Annotated in this window: 14 protein-coding genes; 3 read left to right on the top strand and 11 right to left on the bottom strand. The window is 70.9% G+C overall.

Annotated elements, in window-relative coordinates:
• The 5 genes from ACFVIM_RS26165 to ACFVIM_RS26145 all read right to left on the bottom strand — a co-directional run.
• The coding region (locus tag ACFVIM_RS26165) for a DEAD/DEAH box helicase (protein WP_384305907.1) at window positions 1-1,425 on the bottom strand (1,425 nt) is incomplete at its 3' end.
• Window positions 1,426-1,512: 87 nt separating this feature from the next.
• Entirely contained in the window at window positions 1,513-1,716 is a 204-nt protein-coding gene (locus tag ACFVIM_RS26160) for a cold-shock protein (protein WP_007502648.1), read from the bottom strand.
• A 303-nt stretch (window positions 1,717-2,019) separates the two neighbouring features.
• Window positions 2,020-2,220 carry a DUF397 domain-containing protein gene (locus ACFVIM_RS26155; protein ID WP_384305904.1) on the bottom strand — a complete coding sequence of 67 codons (201 nt, stop codon included), beginning with the start codon at window positions 2,218-2,220 and terminating at the stop codon, window positions 2,020-2,022.
• Window positions 2,221-2,244: 24 nt separating this feature from the next.
• Entirely contained in the window at window positions 2,245-2,460 is a 216-nt protein-coding gene (locus ACFVIM_RS26150; RefSeq protein ID WP_384305902.1) for a DUF397 domain-containing protein, read from the bottom strand.
• On the bottom strand, window positions 2,457-3,302 hold the full coding sequence (locus ACFVIM_RS26145; protein WP_384305899.1) for a helix-turn-helix domain-containing protein: 846 nt from the start codon (window positions 3,300-3,302) through the stop codon (window positions 2,457-2,459). Before ACFVIM_RS26145 ends, ACFVIM_RS26150 begins: the two co-directional genes overlap by 4 nt.
• A 279-nt stretch (window positions 3,303-3,581) precedes the next feature.
• On the opposite strand from ACFVIM_RS26145, the gene ACFVIM_RS26140 reads away from it, so the two are divergent.
• Both ACFVIM_RS26140 and ACFVIM_RS26135 read left to right on the top strand, forming a co-directional pair.
• On the top strand, window positions 3,582-4,052 hold the full coding sequence (locus ACFVIM_RS26140) for an SRPBCC family protein (RefSeq protein WP_384305898.1): 471 nt from the start codon (window positions 3,582-3,584) through the stop codon (window positions 4,050-4,052).
• On the top strand, window positions 4,049-4,426 hold the full coding sequence (locus ACFVIM_RS26135) for an ArsR/SmtB family transcription factor (RefSeq protein WP_384305895.1): 378 nt from the start codon (window positions 4,049-4,051) through the stop codon (window positions 4,424-4,426). Before ACFVIM_RS26140 ends, ACFVIM_RS26135 begins: the two co-directional genes overlap by 4 nt.
• Window positions 4,427-4,519: 93 nt before the next feature.
• Here the strand turns inward: ACFVIM_RS26135 and pruA are convergent, their stop codons facing one another.
• A complete protein-coding gene (gene pruA, locus ACFVIM_RS26130) occupies window positions 4,520-6,160 on the bottom strand; it encodes an L-glutamate gamma-semialdehyde dehydrogenase (protein WP_384305892.1) in 1,641 nt (546 codons plus the stop codon).
• 41 nt (window positions 6,161-6,201) lie between these two features.
• Window positions 6,202-7,128, bottom strand: coding sequence for a proline dehydrogenase family protein (locus ACFVIM_RS26125; RefSeq protein ID WP_384305890.1), 927 nt, complete (start codon window positions 7,126-7,128; stop codon window positions 6,202-6,204).
• Window positions 7,129-7,302: 174 nt separating this feature from the next.
• On the opposite strand from ACFVIM_RS26125, the gene ACFVIM_RS26120 reads away from it, so the two are divergent.
• A complete protein-coding gene (locus tag ACFVIM_RS26120) occupies window positions 7,303-8,568 on the top strand; it encodes a PucR family transcriptional regulator (protein WP_384305887.1) in 1,266 nt (421 codons plus the stop codon).
• Window positions 8,569-8,757: 189 nt separating this feature from the next.
• Here the strand turns inward: ACFVIM_RS26120 and ACFVIM_RS26115 are convergent, their stop codons facing one another.
• From ACFVIM_RS26115 to ACFVIM_RS26100, 4 genes are all read right to left on the bottom strand, one after another.
• On the bottom strand, window positions 8,758-9,447 hold the full coding sequence (locus ACFVIM_RS26115; protein WP_384305884.1) for a response regulator: 690 nt from the start codon (window positions 9,445-9,447) through the stop codon (window positions 8,758-8,760).
• On the bottom strand, window positions 9,437-10,693 hold the full coding sequence (locus ACFVIM_RS26110) for a sensor histidine kinase (RefSeq protein ID WP_384305881.1): 1,257 nt from the start codon (window positions 10,691-10,693) through the stop codon (window positions 9,437-9,439). The genes ACFVIM_RS26115 and ACFVIM_RS26110 overlap by 11 nt, the downstream gene beginning before the upstream one ends.
• 40 nt (window positions 10,694-10,733) lie before the next feature.
• Entirely contained in the window at window positions 10,734-11,519 is a 786-nt protein-coding gene (locus ACFVIM_RS26105) for an ABC transporter permease (protein WP_384305878.1), read from the bottom strand.
• Between the two features lie 234 nt (window positions 11,520-11,753).
• Window positions 11,754-12,701 carry an ABC transporter ATP-binding protein gene (locus ACFVIM_RS26100; RefSeq protein WP_384305876.1) on the bottom strand — a complete coding sequence of 316 codons (948 nt, stop codon included), beginning with the start codon at window positions 12,699-12,701 and terminating at the stop codon, window positions 11,754-11,756.
• Between the last annotated feature and the right edge of the window lie 287 nt (window positions 12,702-12,988).

Genomic DNA, 12,988 nt, shown 5'->3' with positions numbered 1-12,988 from the left:
GGTGGCACCGGCGCCCTCCGACGCGGCACCCGCGCCACCGCCACGGCGGCGGCGGGAGCGCCCACCGGAGGCGGAGCCGCCCGCGCGCGCCGACTTCGGCGGCGTCGGCTGGGGGACCTCGATCGTCACGGCCACACCGGAGGGCTCCCGCGCCCCGGTGAGGGTCGTCAGCTCCTCGTCGCTGGAACGGAGCCGGGCGGTACGGGGACGGATACCCGCGTCCGACATCAGCCGGGTCACCTCCCGCTTCTGCTCGGGCAGGACCAGGGTGACCACACTGCCGGAACCCCCGGCGCGGGCGGTGCGGCCGCCGCGGTGGAGGTAGTCCTTGTGGTCGGTGGGCGGATCCACGTTCACGACCAGATCGAGGTCGTCCACATGTATGCCCCGGGCGGCGACATTGGTCGCCACCAACGCGGTGACCTGGCCGTTCTTGAACTGCTCCAGGGTGCGGGTGCGCTGCGGCTGGGACCGGCCGCCGTGCAGCGCCGCCGCGCGGACACCGACGGCCAGCAGCCGCTTGGTGAGCCGGTCGGCGGAGCGCTTGGTGTCGAGGAAGAGGATGACCCGGCCGTCACGGGCCGCGATCCGCGTGGTGACGGCCTTCTTGTCGGTCTCGTCCAGCACGTGGAACACATGGTGCTCCATGGTGGTCACCGCGCCCGCCGACGGATCGACGGAGTGGACCACCGGATCGGTCAGGAACCGCTGCACCAGCCGGTCGATATTGCGGTCCAGGGTGGCGGAGAAGAGCATCCGCTGACCGTCGGGACGCACCTGCTGGATCAGCTTGGTGATCTGCGGCAGAAAGCCCATGTCGGTCATCTGGTCGGCTTCGTCCAGCACGGTGATACGGACGTCACCGAGGGTGCAGTCGCCGCGCTCCACGAGGTCGTTGAGCCGACCGGGCGTCGCCACGAGCACCTCGGCGCCGCGCCGCAGCGCCCCGGCCTGCCGGGTCAGCGAGAGCCCGCCGACCACGGTGGTCAGCCGCAGGTTCACGGCCGTGGCGTACGGGGTGAGCGCGTCCGTCACCTGCTGGGCGAGTTCCCGGGTCGGGACGAGGACGAGGGCGAGCGGCGCCTTGGGCTGGGCGCGCAGCCCGGCGGTACGGGCCAGCAGCGCCAGCCCGAACGCGAGGGTCTTGCCGGAGCCGGTACGGCCACGGCCGAGCAGGTCACGCCCGGCGATCGAGTTCGGCAGCGTGGCGGCCTGGATGGGGAATGGAGTGGTCACACCCTGTGCGGTCAGCGTCTTCAGCAGCGCCCCGGGCATGTCCAGACCGGCGAAGTCCTCGACAGCGGGGAGCGCGGGCGTCGTGCTCTGCGGCAGCCGGAACTCCTGCGGCGGAGATACGGAGGGCCGGGACGCGGACGGGCGGGGCGACGAGGTACGGCGGTTCGACTTCTGGGGCCTGCGGGACATGCGGTGAGGTGCCTTCCTGAAAACAGCGCGAACCGGGGTCCGCACCGTGCTGGTGCGAACCCCGGTCAGCGGATATGCGTCCGGCGATCAGGCGGGGACGATGTTCTCCGCCTGCGGGCCCTTCTGGCCCTGCGTGACGTCGAAGGAGACCCGCTGGCCCTCCTGGAGCTCACGGAAGCCCTGGGTGGCGATGTTGGAGTAGTGGGCGAAGACGTCGGGGCCGCCGCCGTCCTGCTCAATGAAGCCGAAGCCCTTTTCCGAGTTGAACCACTTCACGGTTCCCTGTGCCATGACAATCTCCTTTGGTAGCGCAGAGGCCCCATCCGGAGAAGCCGGAAAAACAAATAATGCGCCCGAGGATAAACATTCCCGTCAGGCGCACATAGGTTCATGGGTACCAAAACTGCAACGCCGCAACCCTAACACAGCCCGGCGGTGACCCCTGGAAACCGTGACGCGGGGTGTTCCGACCGTTTCGCACCGTCCGCCCGGGATGCGGCGATCCCTCACGTGCGGGAACCGGCCTCAGGGCCCCGGAGCAAGGCCGTGGCCCTCCCCCCGGACCGGGAGGAGGGCCACCGAAGCTGACGCGTGTCAGACGTCCCGCTCCCGGGCGAAGGCCACGAACCGGGCCCACTGCCCGACCGGAAGCATCAGCACCGGACCGTGCGGGGACTTGCTGTCCCGGACGGGCACCCGGCCCGAGGCAGCAACGGACGGCGCCCATTCCAGGCACTCAGCACCACCATTGCCGCTGTGCGAGGACTTGACCCACTCCCAAGTGGCATCGCTCATGACGGTTGCTCCCTCCCGGACGGATCAGACGTCCTGCCTCTTTATGAAGGACACGAACCCAACCCATTGCCCGGCAGGAAAGTGAAGAACCGGGCCCTGCGGGGACTTGCTGTCCCGTACCGGCACTCGACCAGAAAGCGCGACGGACGGCGCCCACTCCAGGCAGTTGGCACCACCGTTGGCACTGTACGAGGACTTGACCCACTCCCAAGCAGCAGACGCAGCAGCGGCGTTGCTCATGACGGTAGCTCCTCCATCAAGGACCGGATGTGAGCCGCCGTCTTCGCCGGCGACCACGCACGGGCGGTAAGCCGATGGTAGGCGCGCTCCAGCCTGAGCACTACCCGCGATTCCTCCAGCAGCGTCCCCGTGCTGATGGATTCCTCCCAGGCGACCTGACTGCCATCCCTCATCCTCATCAGCAGGAGCGAGCCGCCCACCAGGGCATGGCCGCAGAACTCGGACGGCATCATCTGCACGATCCCCCTCGGGGTATCGGCGGCATCCACCAGCCGGGCCAGTTGCTCCCGCCAGGCGGCAGGACCGCCAAAACCACACCTCAGCGCTGCCTCGTCCAGGATGAAAGCGGTCTCTGGCCCGCCTTCCGCTTCCAAGCGGGCCTGCCGCACCTGGCGAGCCGCCACCAGCTCATCGATCGTCTCAGCACTGGCGCTGGGGTCATGCTCGATGATGTGCGCCCGGGTGTACGCCTCGGTCTGGAGCAGCCCGGGTACAAGCAGGCCGCTGTACTGCCGGATCACGGCCGCCCGCGCCTCCAAATCCACCATGCGCCGGAACTGGTTCGGGTGGATTTCCCGCACACACAATTCGTACAGCTCCGCGAAGGTTCCACCTGTCCTGAACAACGCGTCGAGCGTGGGTGGCAACTCCGGCGGCGGCATATAGTCCGCGACCTCGATACGGGAGAGATGGCTCTTACCAACGGCCACCTGTCGACCCAACGCCTCCAGCGACAAACCGGCGCCTTCGCGGTAGCCCCTGAGTTTGGCGCCGAACAGATCCCGGGCGCTCTTCTCTGGTGTGACCTTTCTTGATCGGGGCACTTCAACCTCCTCTCCCAAGTACCACCTTGGGACGAGAACTTCTGGCAATCAGACGGACGACAGACGACTCTAGGGGCGAAAACATCAACCTCGCCCCTGAATCTCTGAAAAGAAGACTTACGAGGGAATATTCACCGGAACTTTTCCTTCCATAGATGCCATCCAGTACCGTCCGCCAATTTGTTTAGCCAGCAGGTTCCCTCGACACACCCACAACCATCCGGTTGCACTCACCCTCCCAACATGCAACTCTGAAGTAGCACATCAAATCCACCACCATCGGAGGAGTGCACCACCATGAGCAGGGATCACGACGACCGCGACCGGATCGAGCAGGACATCTTCATCGCCGCGCCCGTCGAGCGGGTCTGGGCGGTGCTCACCGAGCCGGAGCATGTCGGGAACTGGTTCGGGCAGGGGGAGCCGACGCCCGTGGATCTGCGGCCGGGCGGGACGATGCTGCTGGATCACGGGGAGGAGGGGCGGTTCCCCGCCAGCATCGTGGAGGTGGAGGAGCCGCGCCGGTTCTCCTACCGGTGGGCGACCGCGTACCCCGGGGAGGAGCCGACGCCGGAGAACTCCACCCTCGTGGAGTTCACGCTCACACCGGAGGGCGAGGGGACCCGGCTGCGGGTGTTGGAGATCGGGTTCGCCCATCTGACGATTCCCGAGGAGCGCCGGGGCAGCGCGTCGTACGAGTCCCATGTGGGCGGCTGGAACGAGCAGCTCGGGAACGTCCGGGACTACGCGGAGCGACGGTCCGGATGAACGGAGGCACACCGCCGGGGGCGGCGGACGAGGAGGTCTCCCGGGTGCTGGCCGCGCTCGCGGACCCGACCCGGCGGCGGATCCTCGACGCGCTGGTGCGGCACGGCGAGTCCACGGCCACCGCGCTGGCGGTGGAGATCCCGGTCAGCAGGCAGGCGATCGTCAAGCACCTGGGGGTGCTGGACCGGGCCGGGCTGGTGACCGCGCGGCGCGCGGGCCGGGAGGCGTTGTTCACCGTCGTCCCGGGGACGATGGACGCGACCGCCGCGTGGATGGAGCGGACGGCCGCCGCCTGGGGTTCGCGGCTGGCGGCGATCCGCCGGATCGCGGAGGTCACCGAGCGGGCGGAGGCCCATCACCGGCGTGGGGAGTGAGCCCCCGGAACTGGAACCACCCCCGTCCCCGGCGTGGGGGCCGGGAACGGGGGCGGGATCAGGGGGGTGTCACGAGGACACCCGGGGTGGGCGTCAGCCCATGTGCGGGTAGCCGTACTCGGTCGGCGGAACCAGCGTCTCCTTGATGGCGCGGGTCAGCGTCCAGCGCATCAGGTTCTGCGGCGCGCCCGCCTTGTCGTTGGTGCCCGAGGCCCGGCCGCCACCGAAGGGCTGCTGGCCGACGACGGCACCGGTCGACTTGTCGTTGATGTAGAAGTTGCCCGCGGCGAAGCGGAGCTTCTCCATCGTGTGCGCGGCGGCGGCGCGGTCGTTGGAGATGACGGCACCGGTCAGCGCGTAGTCGGAGACCGACTCCATCTGGTCCAGCATGGCGTCGTAGCCGTCGGCCGACTCGTCCTCGTACACGTACACGGCGAGGATCGGACCGAAGTACTCGGCCTTGAAGACCTCGTTCTCCGGGTCGGTGCAGGCGATGACGGTCGGGCGGACGAAGTAGCCGACCGAGTCGTCGTAGCTGCCACCGGCGATGATGGTGCAGGCCGGGTCGGCGGCGGCACGGTCGATCGCGGCCTTGTTCTTGGCGAACGAGCGGTCGTCGATCACGGCGCCGATGAAGTTCGACAGATCGGTGACGTCACCCATGGTGATGCCGTCGACCTCGGCCGCGAACTCCTCCTTGAACCCGTCGTTCCAGATGGACGCGGGGATGTACGCGCGGGAGGAGGCCGAGCACTTCTGGCCCTGGAACTCGAAGGAACCACGGGTCAGCGCGGTCTTCAGCACGGCGCGGTCGGCGCTCGGGTGGGCGACGACGAAGTCCTTGCCACCGGTCTCGCCGACGATCCGCGGGTACGAGCGGTACTTCTCGATGTTGTTGCCGACCGTCTTCCACAGGTGCTGGAAGGTGCGGGTCGAGCCGGTGAAGTGGATACCGGCCAGGTCGCGGTGGTTCAGCGCCACCTCGGAGACGGCGATACCGTCACCGGTCACCAGGTTGATGACGCCCTTGGGCAGACCGGCCTCCTCCAGCAGCTGCATCAGCAGCACGGCGGAGTGGGTCTGGGTCGGGGACGGCTTCCACACCACGACATTGCCCATGAGGGCGGGGGCGGTGGGGAGGTTGCCCGCGATGGCGGTGAAGTTGAAGGGCGTGATCGCGTAGACGAAGCCCTCCAGCGGGCGGTGGTCCATGCGGTTCCACACGCCGGGAGCGTTGGCCGGGGGCTGCTCGGCCAGGATCTCGCGGGCGTAGGCGACATTGAACCGCCAGAAGTCCACCAGCTCACAGGGGGTGTCGATCTCCGCCTGCTGCGCGGTCTTGGACTGGCCCAGCATGGTGGAGGCGGCCAGCGTCTCGCGCCAGGGGCCCGCCAGCAGCTCGGCGGCGCGCAGGATGATCGCGGCGCGGTCGTCGAAGGACATCGCGCGCCAGGCGGGGGCGGCGGCCAGGGCGGCGTCGATCGCGTCCTGGGCGTCCTGCTGGGTGGCGCCCGCGAAGGTGCCGATCACGGCGGAGTGGTTGTGCGGCTGGACGACGTCGACCCGCTCGCCACCGCCCATGCGGCGCTCGCCGCCGATGGTCATCGGCAGCTCGATGGGGTTGTCGGCCAGCTCCTTGAGCTTGGCCTCCAGACGGGCCCGCTCCGGGGAACCGGGGGCGTAGCCGTGCACCGGCTCGTTGACCGGCGCGGGAACCTTGGTCACAGCGTCCATGGGTGCCGAATCTCCTTTAATCAGTAGGTCAGTTGGGGGGTTCAGCCGCGGCTGACCATCGAACGCAGGAAGAACGCCAGGTTGGCGGGGCGCTCCGCGAGGCGGCGCATGAAGTACCCGTACCAGTCCGTGCCGTATGCGATGTAGACCCGCATCCGGTGTCCTTCGGCGGCGAGCTTGTGCTGCTCGGCCTCGCGGATGCCGTAGAGCATCTGGAACTCGTAGTCGTCGAGCTTGCGGCCGGCCCGACGGGCGAGCTCCTGGGTGATGGAGATGATCCGGGGGTCGTGCGACCCGATCATCGGGTAGCCCTCGCCCTCCATCAGGATCTTCAAGCAGCGGATGTACGCCTTGTCGACCTCGGCCTTGTCCTGGTACGCGACGGTCGCGGGCTCCTTGTAGGCGCCCTTGACCAGCCGGACCCGGGAGCCCGCGTCGGCCAGCATGTGGCAGTCGTCCTCGGTGCGGAAGAGGTACGACTGGACGACCGCGCCGGTCCGCGGGAAGCGCTGGCGCAGCTCCGCGTGGATGGCGAGGGTCGAGTCGACGGTGGTGTGGTCCTCCATGTCGAGGGTGACCGTGGTGCCGATGGCGTGGGCGGCCTCGACGACCGGCGTGACATTGCGCAGCGCCAGGTCATGGCCGCCGCTGAGGGCCTGGCCGAAGGAGGAGAGCTTGACCGACATCTCGGCCTTCTCACCGAGGCCGAGCGGGGCGAGGGCCTCGATCAGCTCCAGGTAGGCGTCACGGGCGCGCAGCGCCTCGGACGGGTCGGTGATGTCCTCGCCGAGGACATCCAGCGTGATCTCCAGGCCGCTCGCGGCGGTGTCCTGGACGACCGGGGTGATCTCCCGGACGTTCTCACCGGCGATGAAACGGTTCACCACGGGCTTGGTGACCGGGGCGGCCGAGACGATACGGCGCATCTTGTCGCTACGCGACGCGGCGAGGATCACGGGACCCAGCACAGGGACCTCCACGGAGTAGACAGGGCCGGACGGACCACCGTGAATCGGATCCGAACGGCACGAAGAACCACCGTGAAATCTAAGGATCGCGCGTTCGGCCAGCCATCGACACCTGTCACGCATCCGTGGCCGGGATCTCAGACATCTGTCTGAAGGGCATGCCAGAATGTCCGAATGAAGGGTGATTACCAGGAGCTGGTCGACGAGATCTCCGCCCTGCTCGCCGCCCCGGCGACACTGGAGAACCGCGACTTCGGCCTGATCGCCTTCGGCGCGCACGACAGCGAGGACGACAGCGCGATGGACCCGGTCCGCACCCGGTCGATCCTCACCCGGGGGTCCACCCCGGCCGTCCGGGCCTGGTTCGAGGGGTTCGGCATCGCCCGCGCCACCGGGCCCGTCCATATCCCCGCCGCCCCGGACGCCGGGGTCTTCCGGGACCGGATCTGTCTTCCGGTGCGCCACCGGGGCATCGCCCTGGGCTACGTCTGGCTGCTGGACACCATCCCCGGACCCACCGAGGAGCAGCTCACCGCCGCGATGGAGGTCGCCGCCCGGATCGGGGTGCTCCTCGCCGACGAGGAGCGCGCGGGCGCCGATCTCTCCCGCGAGCTGCGCGCCGTCCTCACCGCCGAGCGGAGCTGGCAGTACGACATGGCCGTGGCGGCCCTGCGGACCGCCCTCGGCGGCGAGGAACGGGGTACGGAGGGGCCGCACGCCCTGGTCTGCGTCACCCCCTGGCCGCTGGCCGACGCGCCCTCCGTCCGTTCGCTGCCGGGGGTCGCCGCCCTGTGCGCCCTGCCGCCGGGCTCCCCTCCCCCGGCCGGACCGGCGGCCCCGGCCGCCCAGCGCAAGGCCCCCGCGAAGAAGGAGCACTCCGCCCAGGAACAGGCCGGGCGGGCGAAGGGCACCGGGGAGAGCGCGCCCACCGGCCCCCGTACCCTCGCGGCCCTGGTCCGGCTGCGCGCCACCGACACCCCCTCCCCCGCCCTGACCGCCGCCGAGCGGCTGCTGGCCACGGCGGCGCCCGGGGCGACGGCGGGGGTCGCCACGCCCCGGCTGGGACTGGCGGCGCTGGACGCGTCCTGGCGGGAGGCCGCGGGCGCGGCCCGGGCCGCCCGCGCCGAGCCCGCGCTGGGCCCGGTGGCCCAGTGGTCCGGGATCGGCCCGTACCGGATGCTGACCGCGCTGCCACCGGGCGCCGCCCGCGACCCGGCTGTCGGCGCCCTGCTGGAGCCCGCCCACACCGAGCTGGCCCGCACGGCGGAGTCCTTCCTCGACTGCGGCGGGCAGGCGGGCCGCACCGCCGCCGCGCTCGGCATCCACCGGCAGACCCTCTACTACCGGCTCTCCCGGGTGGAGCAGCTCACCGGACTGGATCTGGCGGAGGGCGAACACCGGCTGCTGCTGCATATGGCACTCAAGGCGGCCCGGCTGTAGCACCGCCCCACCTACCGGGGGCGGGGAGCACTCCAGCGGGCCGGACGCGTACCGGGGCACCGAGACTCACGGCCGGAAGCCCAGGACGTGAGGCCTGGGGCCAGGGGCCGGAAATCGAGGACCGGGGCCAGGAATCGCGGCCCGGGGCCAGGGGTGGAGGGCCGGGCATCAGCGCCGGGCGCCGGGGCGTCAGTGCCGCCCCAGGATGCCCCGCTCATACGCCCGCGCCACCGCCGCCGCCCGGTCGCTTACGCCCAGCTTGGCGTAGAGATGGGTGAGATGGGTCTTCACCGTCGCCTCGCTGATGAACAGCTCCCGGGCGATCTCCCGGTTGGAGGTGCCCCGGGCGACCAGCGCCAGGACCTCCCGCTCCCGGGCGGAGGGCGGCTCGACGCCGGGTGAGCGGACGGCGGAGACCAGCCGGGAGGCGACCGCCGGGGAGAGGACCGTACGGCCCTCCGCCGCCGCGCGCACTCCGGCGAAGAGCTCCTCGCGCGGGGTGTCCTTGAGCAGATAGCCCGTCGCGCCCGCCTCGATCGCGGGAAGGGTGTCGGTGTCCGTGTCCCAGGTGGTGAGGACCAGGACCCGGGCCCGGACCCCCCGGCGGGTCAGCTCGGCGATGGCATCCACCCCACCGCCCCCGGGCATCCGCAGATCCATCAGGACCACGTCCGGGTCGAGCGCGACGGCCAGGGCGACGGCCTCCACCCCGTTGGACGCCTCACCGAGGACACGGAAGCCGGGCGCGGAGGCGAACATGCCGCGTAGTCCGTCCCGTACGACGGGGTGGTCGTCCACGATGAGGAGGGAGATCACGGCGTCGGCGGCCGGTTCCCCGCTCGCGCGGACCTCGGCGCCGGAGGGCTCGTCAGGGCTCATGTCGTATCCACGGTACGCGAGCTGACACCGCCGTACCGCCCCCGGGTTCGGACTCGACGGTGAGGGAACCGGTCAGGCGCTCGGCACGGGCGCGCATCCCATCGAGTCCGAAGCCACCGGAACCGGATCGTCCGGGCCGGGTCAGCGGATCGAAGCCCTGTCCGTCGTCGCGGATGTCCACGGTGATCTCGTCGTCCATGAAGCTGAGGGTGACACCGACGCGGGACGCGGCGGCGTGCTTCGCCGCGTTCGCCAGGGCTTCCTCGGTGATCCGCAGCAGCGTCGCCGAAACCTCCCCGTGCAGTTGGCGCGGCGTGCCGGTGGCGGTGAACTCCGCCCGTACGCCGTTGTGTTCCGACCACTGGTCGACCGTCTTGCGCAGCGCCTGCGGCAGCCCGTCATACGCGAGGCCCACGGGCGCGAGGTTGTGTACCGAGCGGCGGGCCTCGCCCAGGCTGTGGCGGGCCAGGTCGGTGGCGCGGTCCAGATGGACCCGGGCGGCGGCCGGATCCGGGGTGTTCGCGACGACCGTGAGCTGGGCGATGATGCCGGTCAGCCCCTGGGCGATGGTGTCGTGGATCTCCGCGGCCAGCCGCCGTCGCTCATCGGCGACCCCCGCCTCCCGTGCCTGGACGAGAAGCTGGGAGTGGAGGGCCGCGTTCTCGTCGAGGGCCTGCTGGAGGGCGGTGTTGGCGCGCTCCAGCTCGACGATGGCGGCGGCCCGGGCGCGCGAGCGCTTCTCCTGCTGTTCGTAGAAGCGCCCGACGATCAGCAGCAGCCCGATGTTGAAGAGCAGCATCCCGGCGAAGACCGCCCCCTGCTCCGCGCTGTGGAACGGCAGCCCTCCGCTCTGGGCGCTGGCCACCGGCAACGCGCAGGCGAACGGCGCGATCCGCCGCCAGCGCGCCCCGGCGACCAGGTCATGGCCGTCGAAGTAGCCGGTGGCCGCGTACAGGGCGAAGAACTCGTTCAGCCAGGTGAGCGCGAACCCGATCGCCCACCGCGCCACGTAGTACACCGTCCCGGTGGCATGCGGCCCCGGATGGACCCGCTCGATCCGGCCCCACCAGACCTGGAGCGCGAGCGCCGCCACGACCAGCACGACGACCGCGACCCGTTCGGCCGTGCCCGGTGTCAGCTTGGCCCCGGCGACCGCGAGCAGCGCGGAGAAACCGAGCAGTCCATACGGCAGCCACCGGGGGAAGAATCCCACCCACCGTTCGAACTCCGCGTCCGTCATCGTCATCCCTCGGTCCCCCGACTCCCCCGTACTCCCCCGCCCGCCGTTACTCCCAGCGGAACCAGCGTGTGGCCGCGGCCGACAGGAGTATCGCCCACACCGCGGGCACCCCCAGGTGCGCCCAGTCGGGCCAGTCCCCCGCCGCCGCCTGGTCCAGGGCGCGGGCCGCGGCGCCGAAGGGGGTGAACACCACGATGTCGGCGAGGACGTCCGGCATGGCCCGCACCGGAATCCAGACGCCCGCGAAGAAGAGCATCGGGAAGAACACGGCGGACCCGATCGCCAGCGCGATCTTCGCGGTCCGGGCGAGTGCCGCCACGAACGCCCCCATGGCCAGCGCGGCGGCGGCGGCGAGCAGCAGCGCCAGCGCGTATCCGCCGACATGGCGCGGCAGCGCCACATCGAAGGCGAGCCGCCCCACCGCCAGCGACACCAGCGCGGACAGCAGGGCCGCGGCGCCGTTCAGCCCCATCTGCGCGGAGAGCAGGGCGGACGGACGGACCGGGGTGGCCGACATCCGGCGCAGGATCCCGCGCTCGCGGTAGCCGGTGAGCACGGGCGGCATGGCCTGGAGGCTGGCCACGATCAGGGCGACCAGCACGGCCACGGGCACATAGACATCGATCAGCCGGATGCCGCCGAGGCCGTCGCTGGTCTCCCGGAACATGGGCACCAGTCCCAGGATCACCAGCAGCATCGGCGGGAAACCGAGGATCCAGAAGACATTGCTCGGCTCGCGCAGGAAGAGCCGGGCCTCGGCGCGCAGCACGGCGGTGCGGGCGGAGACGGTCGGTGTGGTGGTGGGCAGGGCGAGGGGTGGGGTGGGTGTCATGGCGCGGCTCCTGTGAGTCGGGGCTTCGGGATCCGTCGGGTGCGGGGCACGTGCCCGGATCGGGCGTCGCGAGAGGCGATCGTCACGGGGACGAGGACGCTGCGGGGACGAGGGGGCTGGGGGCTGTGGGGACCAGGGGGCCGCGGGCATCGGTCATCACGGCGGCACGGGCATCGCGCGGACGGTGTGCCGTCACGGCAGGACGGACACCGCCGGGAACAGATGGCCTCCTCCTCATCGCCGATCCGGTCGTCCCACCGTCGTGAGATCCAGGAAGGCGTCGTCCAGCGTCGCGTCGGTGACCCGGAGCTGGTGAGCCGTGACGCGGTGCCAGGCGAGCAGCGAGATCACCGCGTTGACGGTCTCGTCGGTGCCGCTGAGCGTGATCCGCCCGTCCTTGTGCTCCAGGGAGGCGAGCGCGGGCAGCGCCGCCAGCTCCCCCTCCTCCAGAGGGGCCGACGGGGTGAAGGAGATGACCGTGCCTCCCGCCGCGCGGCCGATCAGTCCGCGCGGTGTGTCCAGCGCGGTGATCCGCCCGCCGTCGATCAGCGCGATCCGGTCGCAGAGGCGCTGTGCCTCCTCCATGAAGTGGGTGACGAGGAGAACCGTGACCCCGCGCGCCCGGACGTCCTCCACGATCTCCCAGGTGTCCCGGCGGGCCCGGGGGTCGAGCCCGGTGGTCAGCTCGTCCAGGACGACGACCCGGGGGTCGCCGATCAGCGCGAGCGCGATGAACAGCCGCTGCTTCTGGCCCCCGCTGAGCACCCCGAACCGGGTCTTCAGCCGCTCGGTGAGCCCCAGCCGCTCGGCCAGCGGACGCCAGTCGAGCGGGCGCGGATAGAAGGCGGAGTACAGCTCCAGCGCCTCCCGGACGGTGAGTTTGGCCTGGAGTTCGCTCTCCTGGAGCTGGGCGCCCAGCAGCCGGGTCACCTCGGCGCGGTCGGTGACCGGGTCGAGCCCGGCGACCCGTATCCGGCCCCCGTCGGGGACGCGCAGCCCCTCGACGCACTCCACGGTCGTGGTCTTGCCCGCGCCGTTGGGCCCGAGGATCCCGAAGATCTCCCCCTCCTGGACGGTGAAGGAGACACCGTCGACGACATTCCGGCCGCCGTAGGACTTGCGCAGATCGCTGACTTCGACGACGGCCCCCCGGGCCCCCGTACCTCTGTTCACCGTGGTCATACCAGGAGCTTCCCGCGCGGGCCCGCACCGCCACATCGCCCATCGCGCTCGCGCTCACATCATCCGATCGGCTGATCGGCGGCTACGACCGGGCCGCGCGGACCACACCGGGCGCGGGACTCCGTACGGGTGCGACGGCTCTCCGCTCGGGCCGGGCCCACCGGCACTCCGTACCGGCACGACGGGATACCGCACGGCCCGCCCGACTCCGTACCCGTACCCGTACCCGTACGACGGGATAACGCCCCGGAACATGACAGCGGCCCCGCCTCCGCAGGAGAGGAGGC

The organism is Streptomyces sp. NPDC057638 (assembly GCF_042800315.1).
Classification (GTDB): domain Bacteria; phylum Actinomycetota; class Actinomycetes; order Streptomycetales; family Streptomycetaceae; genus Streptomyces.
The sequence above is the reverse complement of the archived record's forward strand: the minus strand, read 5'-3'. Positions and strand labels throughout refer to the sequence as shown.

Coding starts and splice junctions, on each gene's coding strand:
- ACFVIM_RS26120 (WP_384305887.1), top strand. CDS start 7,303: ATGAAGGGTGATTACCAGGAGCTGGTCGACGAGATCTCCGCCCTGCTC.
- ACFVIM_RS26150 (WP_384305902.1), bottom strand. CDS start 2,460: ATGAGCAACGCCGCTGCTGCGTCTGCTGCTTGGGAGTGGGTCAAGTCC.
- ACFVIM_RS26155 (WP_384305904.1), bottom strand. CDS start 2,220: ATGAGCGATGCCACTTGGGAGTGGGTCAAGTCCTCGCACAGCGGCAAT.
- ACFVIM_RS26160 (WP_007502648.1), bottom strand. CDS start 1,716: ATGGCACAGGGAACCGTGAAGTGGTTCAACTCGGAAAAGGGCTTCGGC.
- pruA (WP_384305892.1), bottom strand. CDS start 6,160: ATGGACGCTGTGACCAAGGTTCCCGCGCCGGTCAACGAGCCGGTGCAC.
- ACFVIM_RS26110 (WP_384305881.1), bottom strand. CDS start 10,693: ATGACGATGACGGACGCGGAGTTCGAACGGTGGGTGGGATTCTTCCCC.
- ACFVIM_RS26100 (WP_384305876.1), bottom strand. CDS start 12,701: ATGACCACGGTGAACAGAGGTACGGGGGCCCGGGGGGCCGTCGTCGAA.
- ACFVIM_RS26105 (WP_384305878.1), bottom strand. CDS start 11,519: ATGACACCCACCCCACCCCTCGCCCTGCCCACCACCACACCGACCGTC.
- ACFVIM_RS26115 (WP_384305884.1), bottom strand. CDS start 9,447: ATGAGCCCTGACGAGCCCTCCGGCGCCGAGGTCCGCGCGAGCGGGGAA.
- ACFVIM_RS26140 (WP_384305898.1), top strand. CDS start 3,582: ATGAGCAGGGATCACGACGACCGCGACCGGATCGAGCAGGACATCTTC.
- ACFVIM_RS26135 (WP_384305895.1), top strand. CDS start 4,049: ATGAACGGAGGCACACCGCCGGGGGCGGCGGACGAGGAGGTCTCCCGG.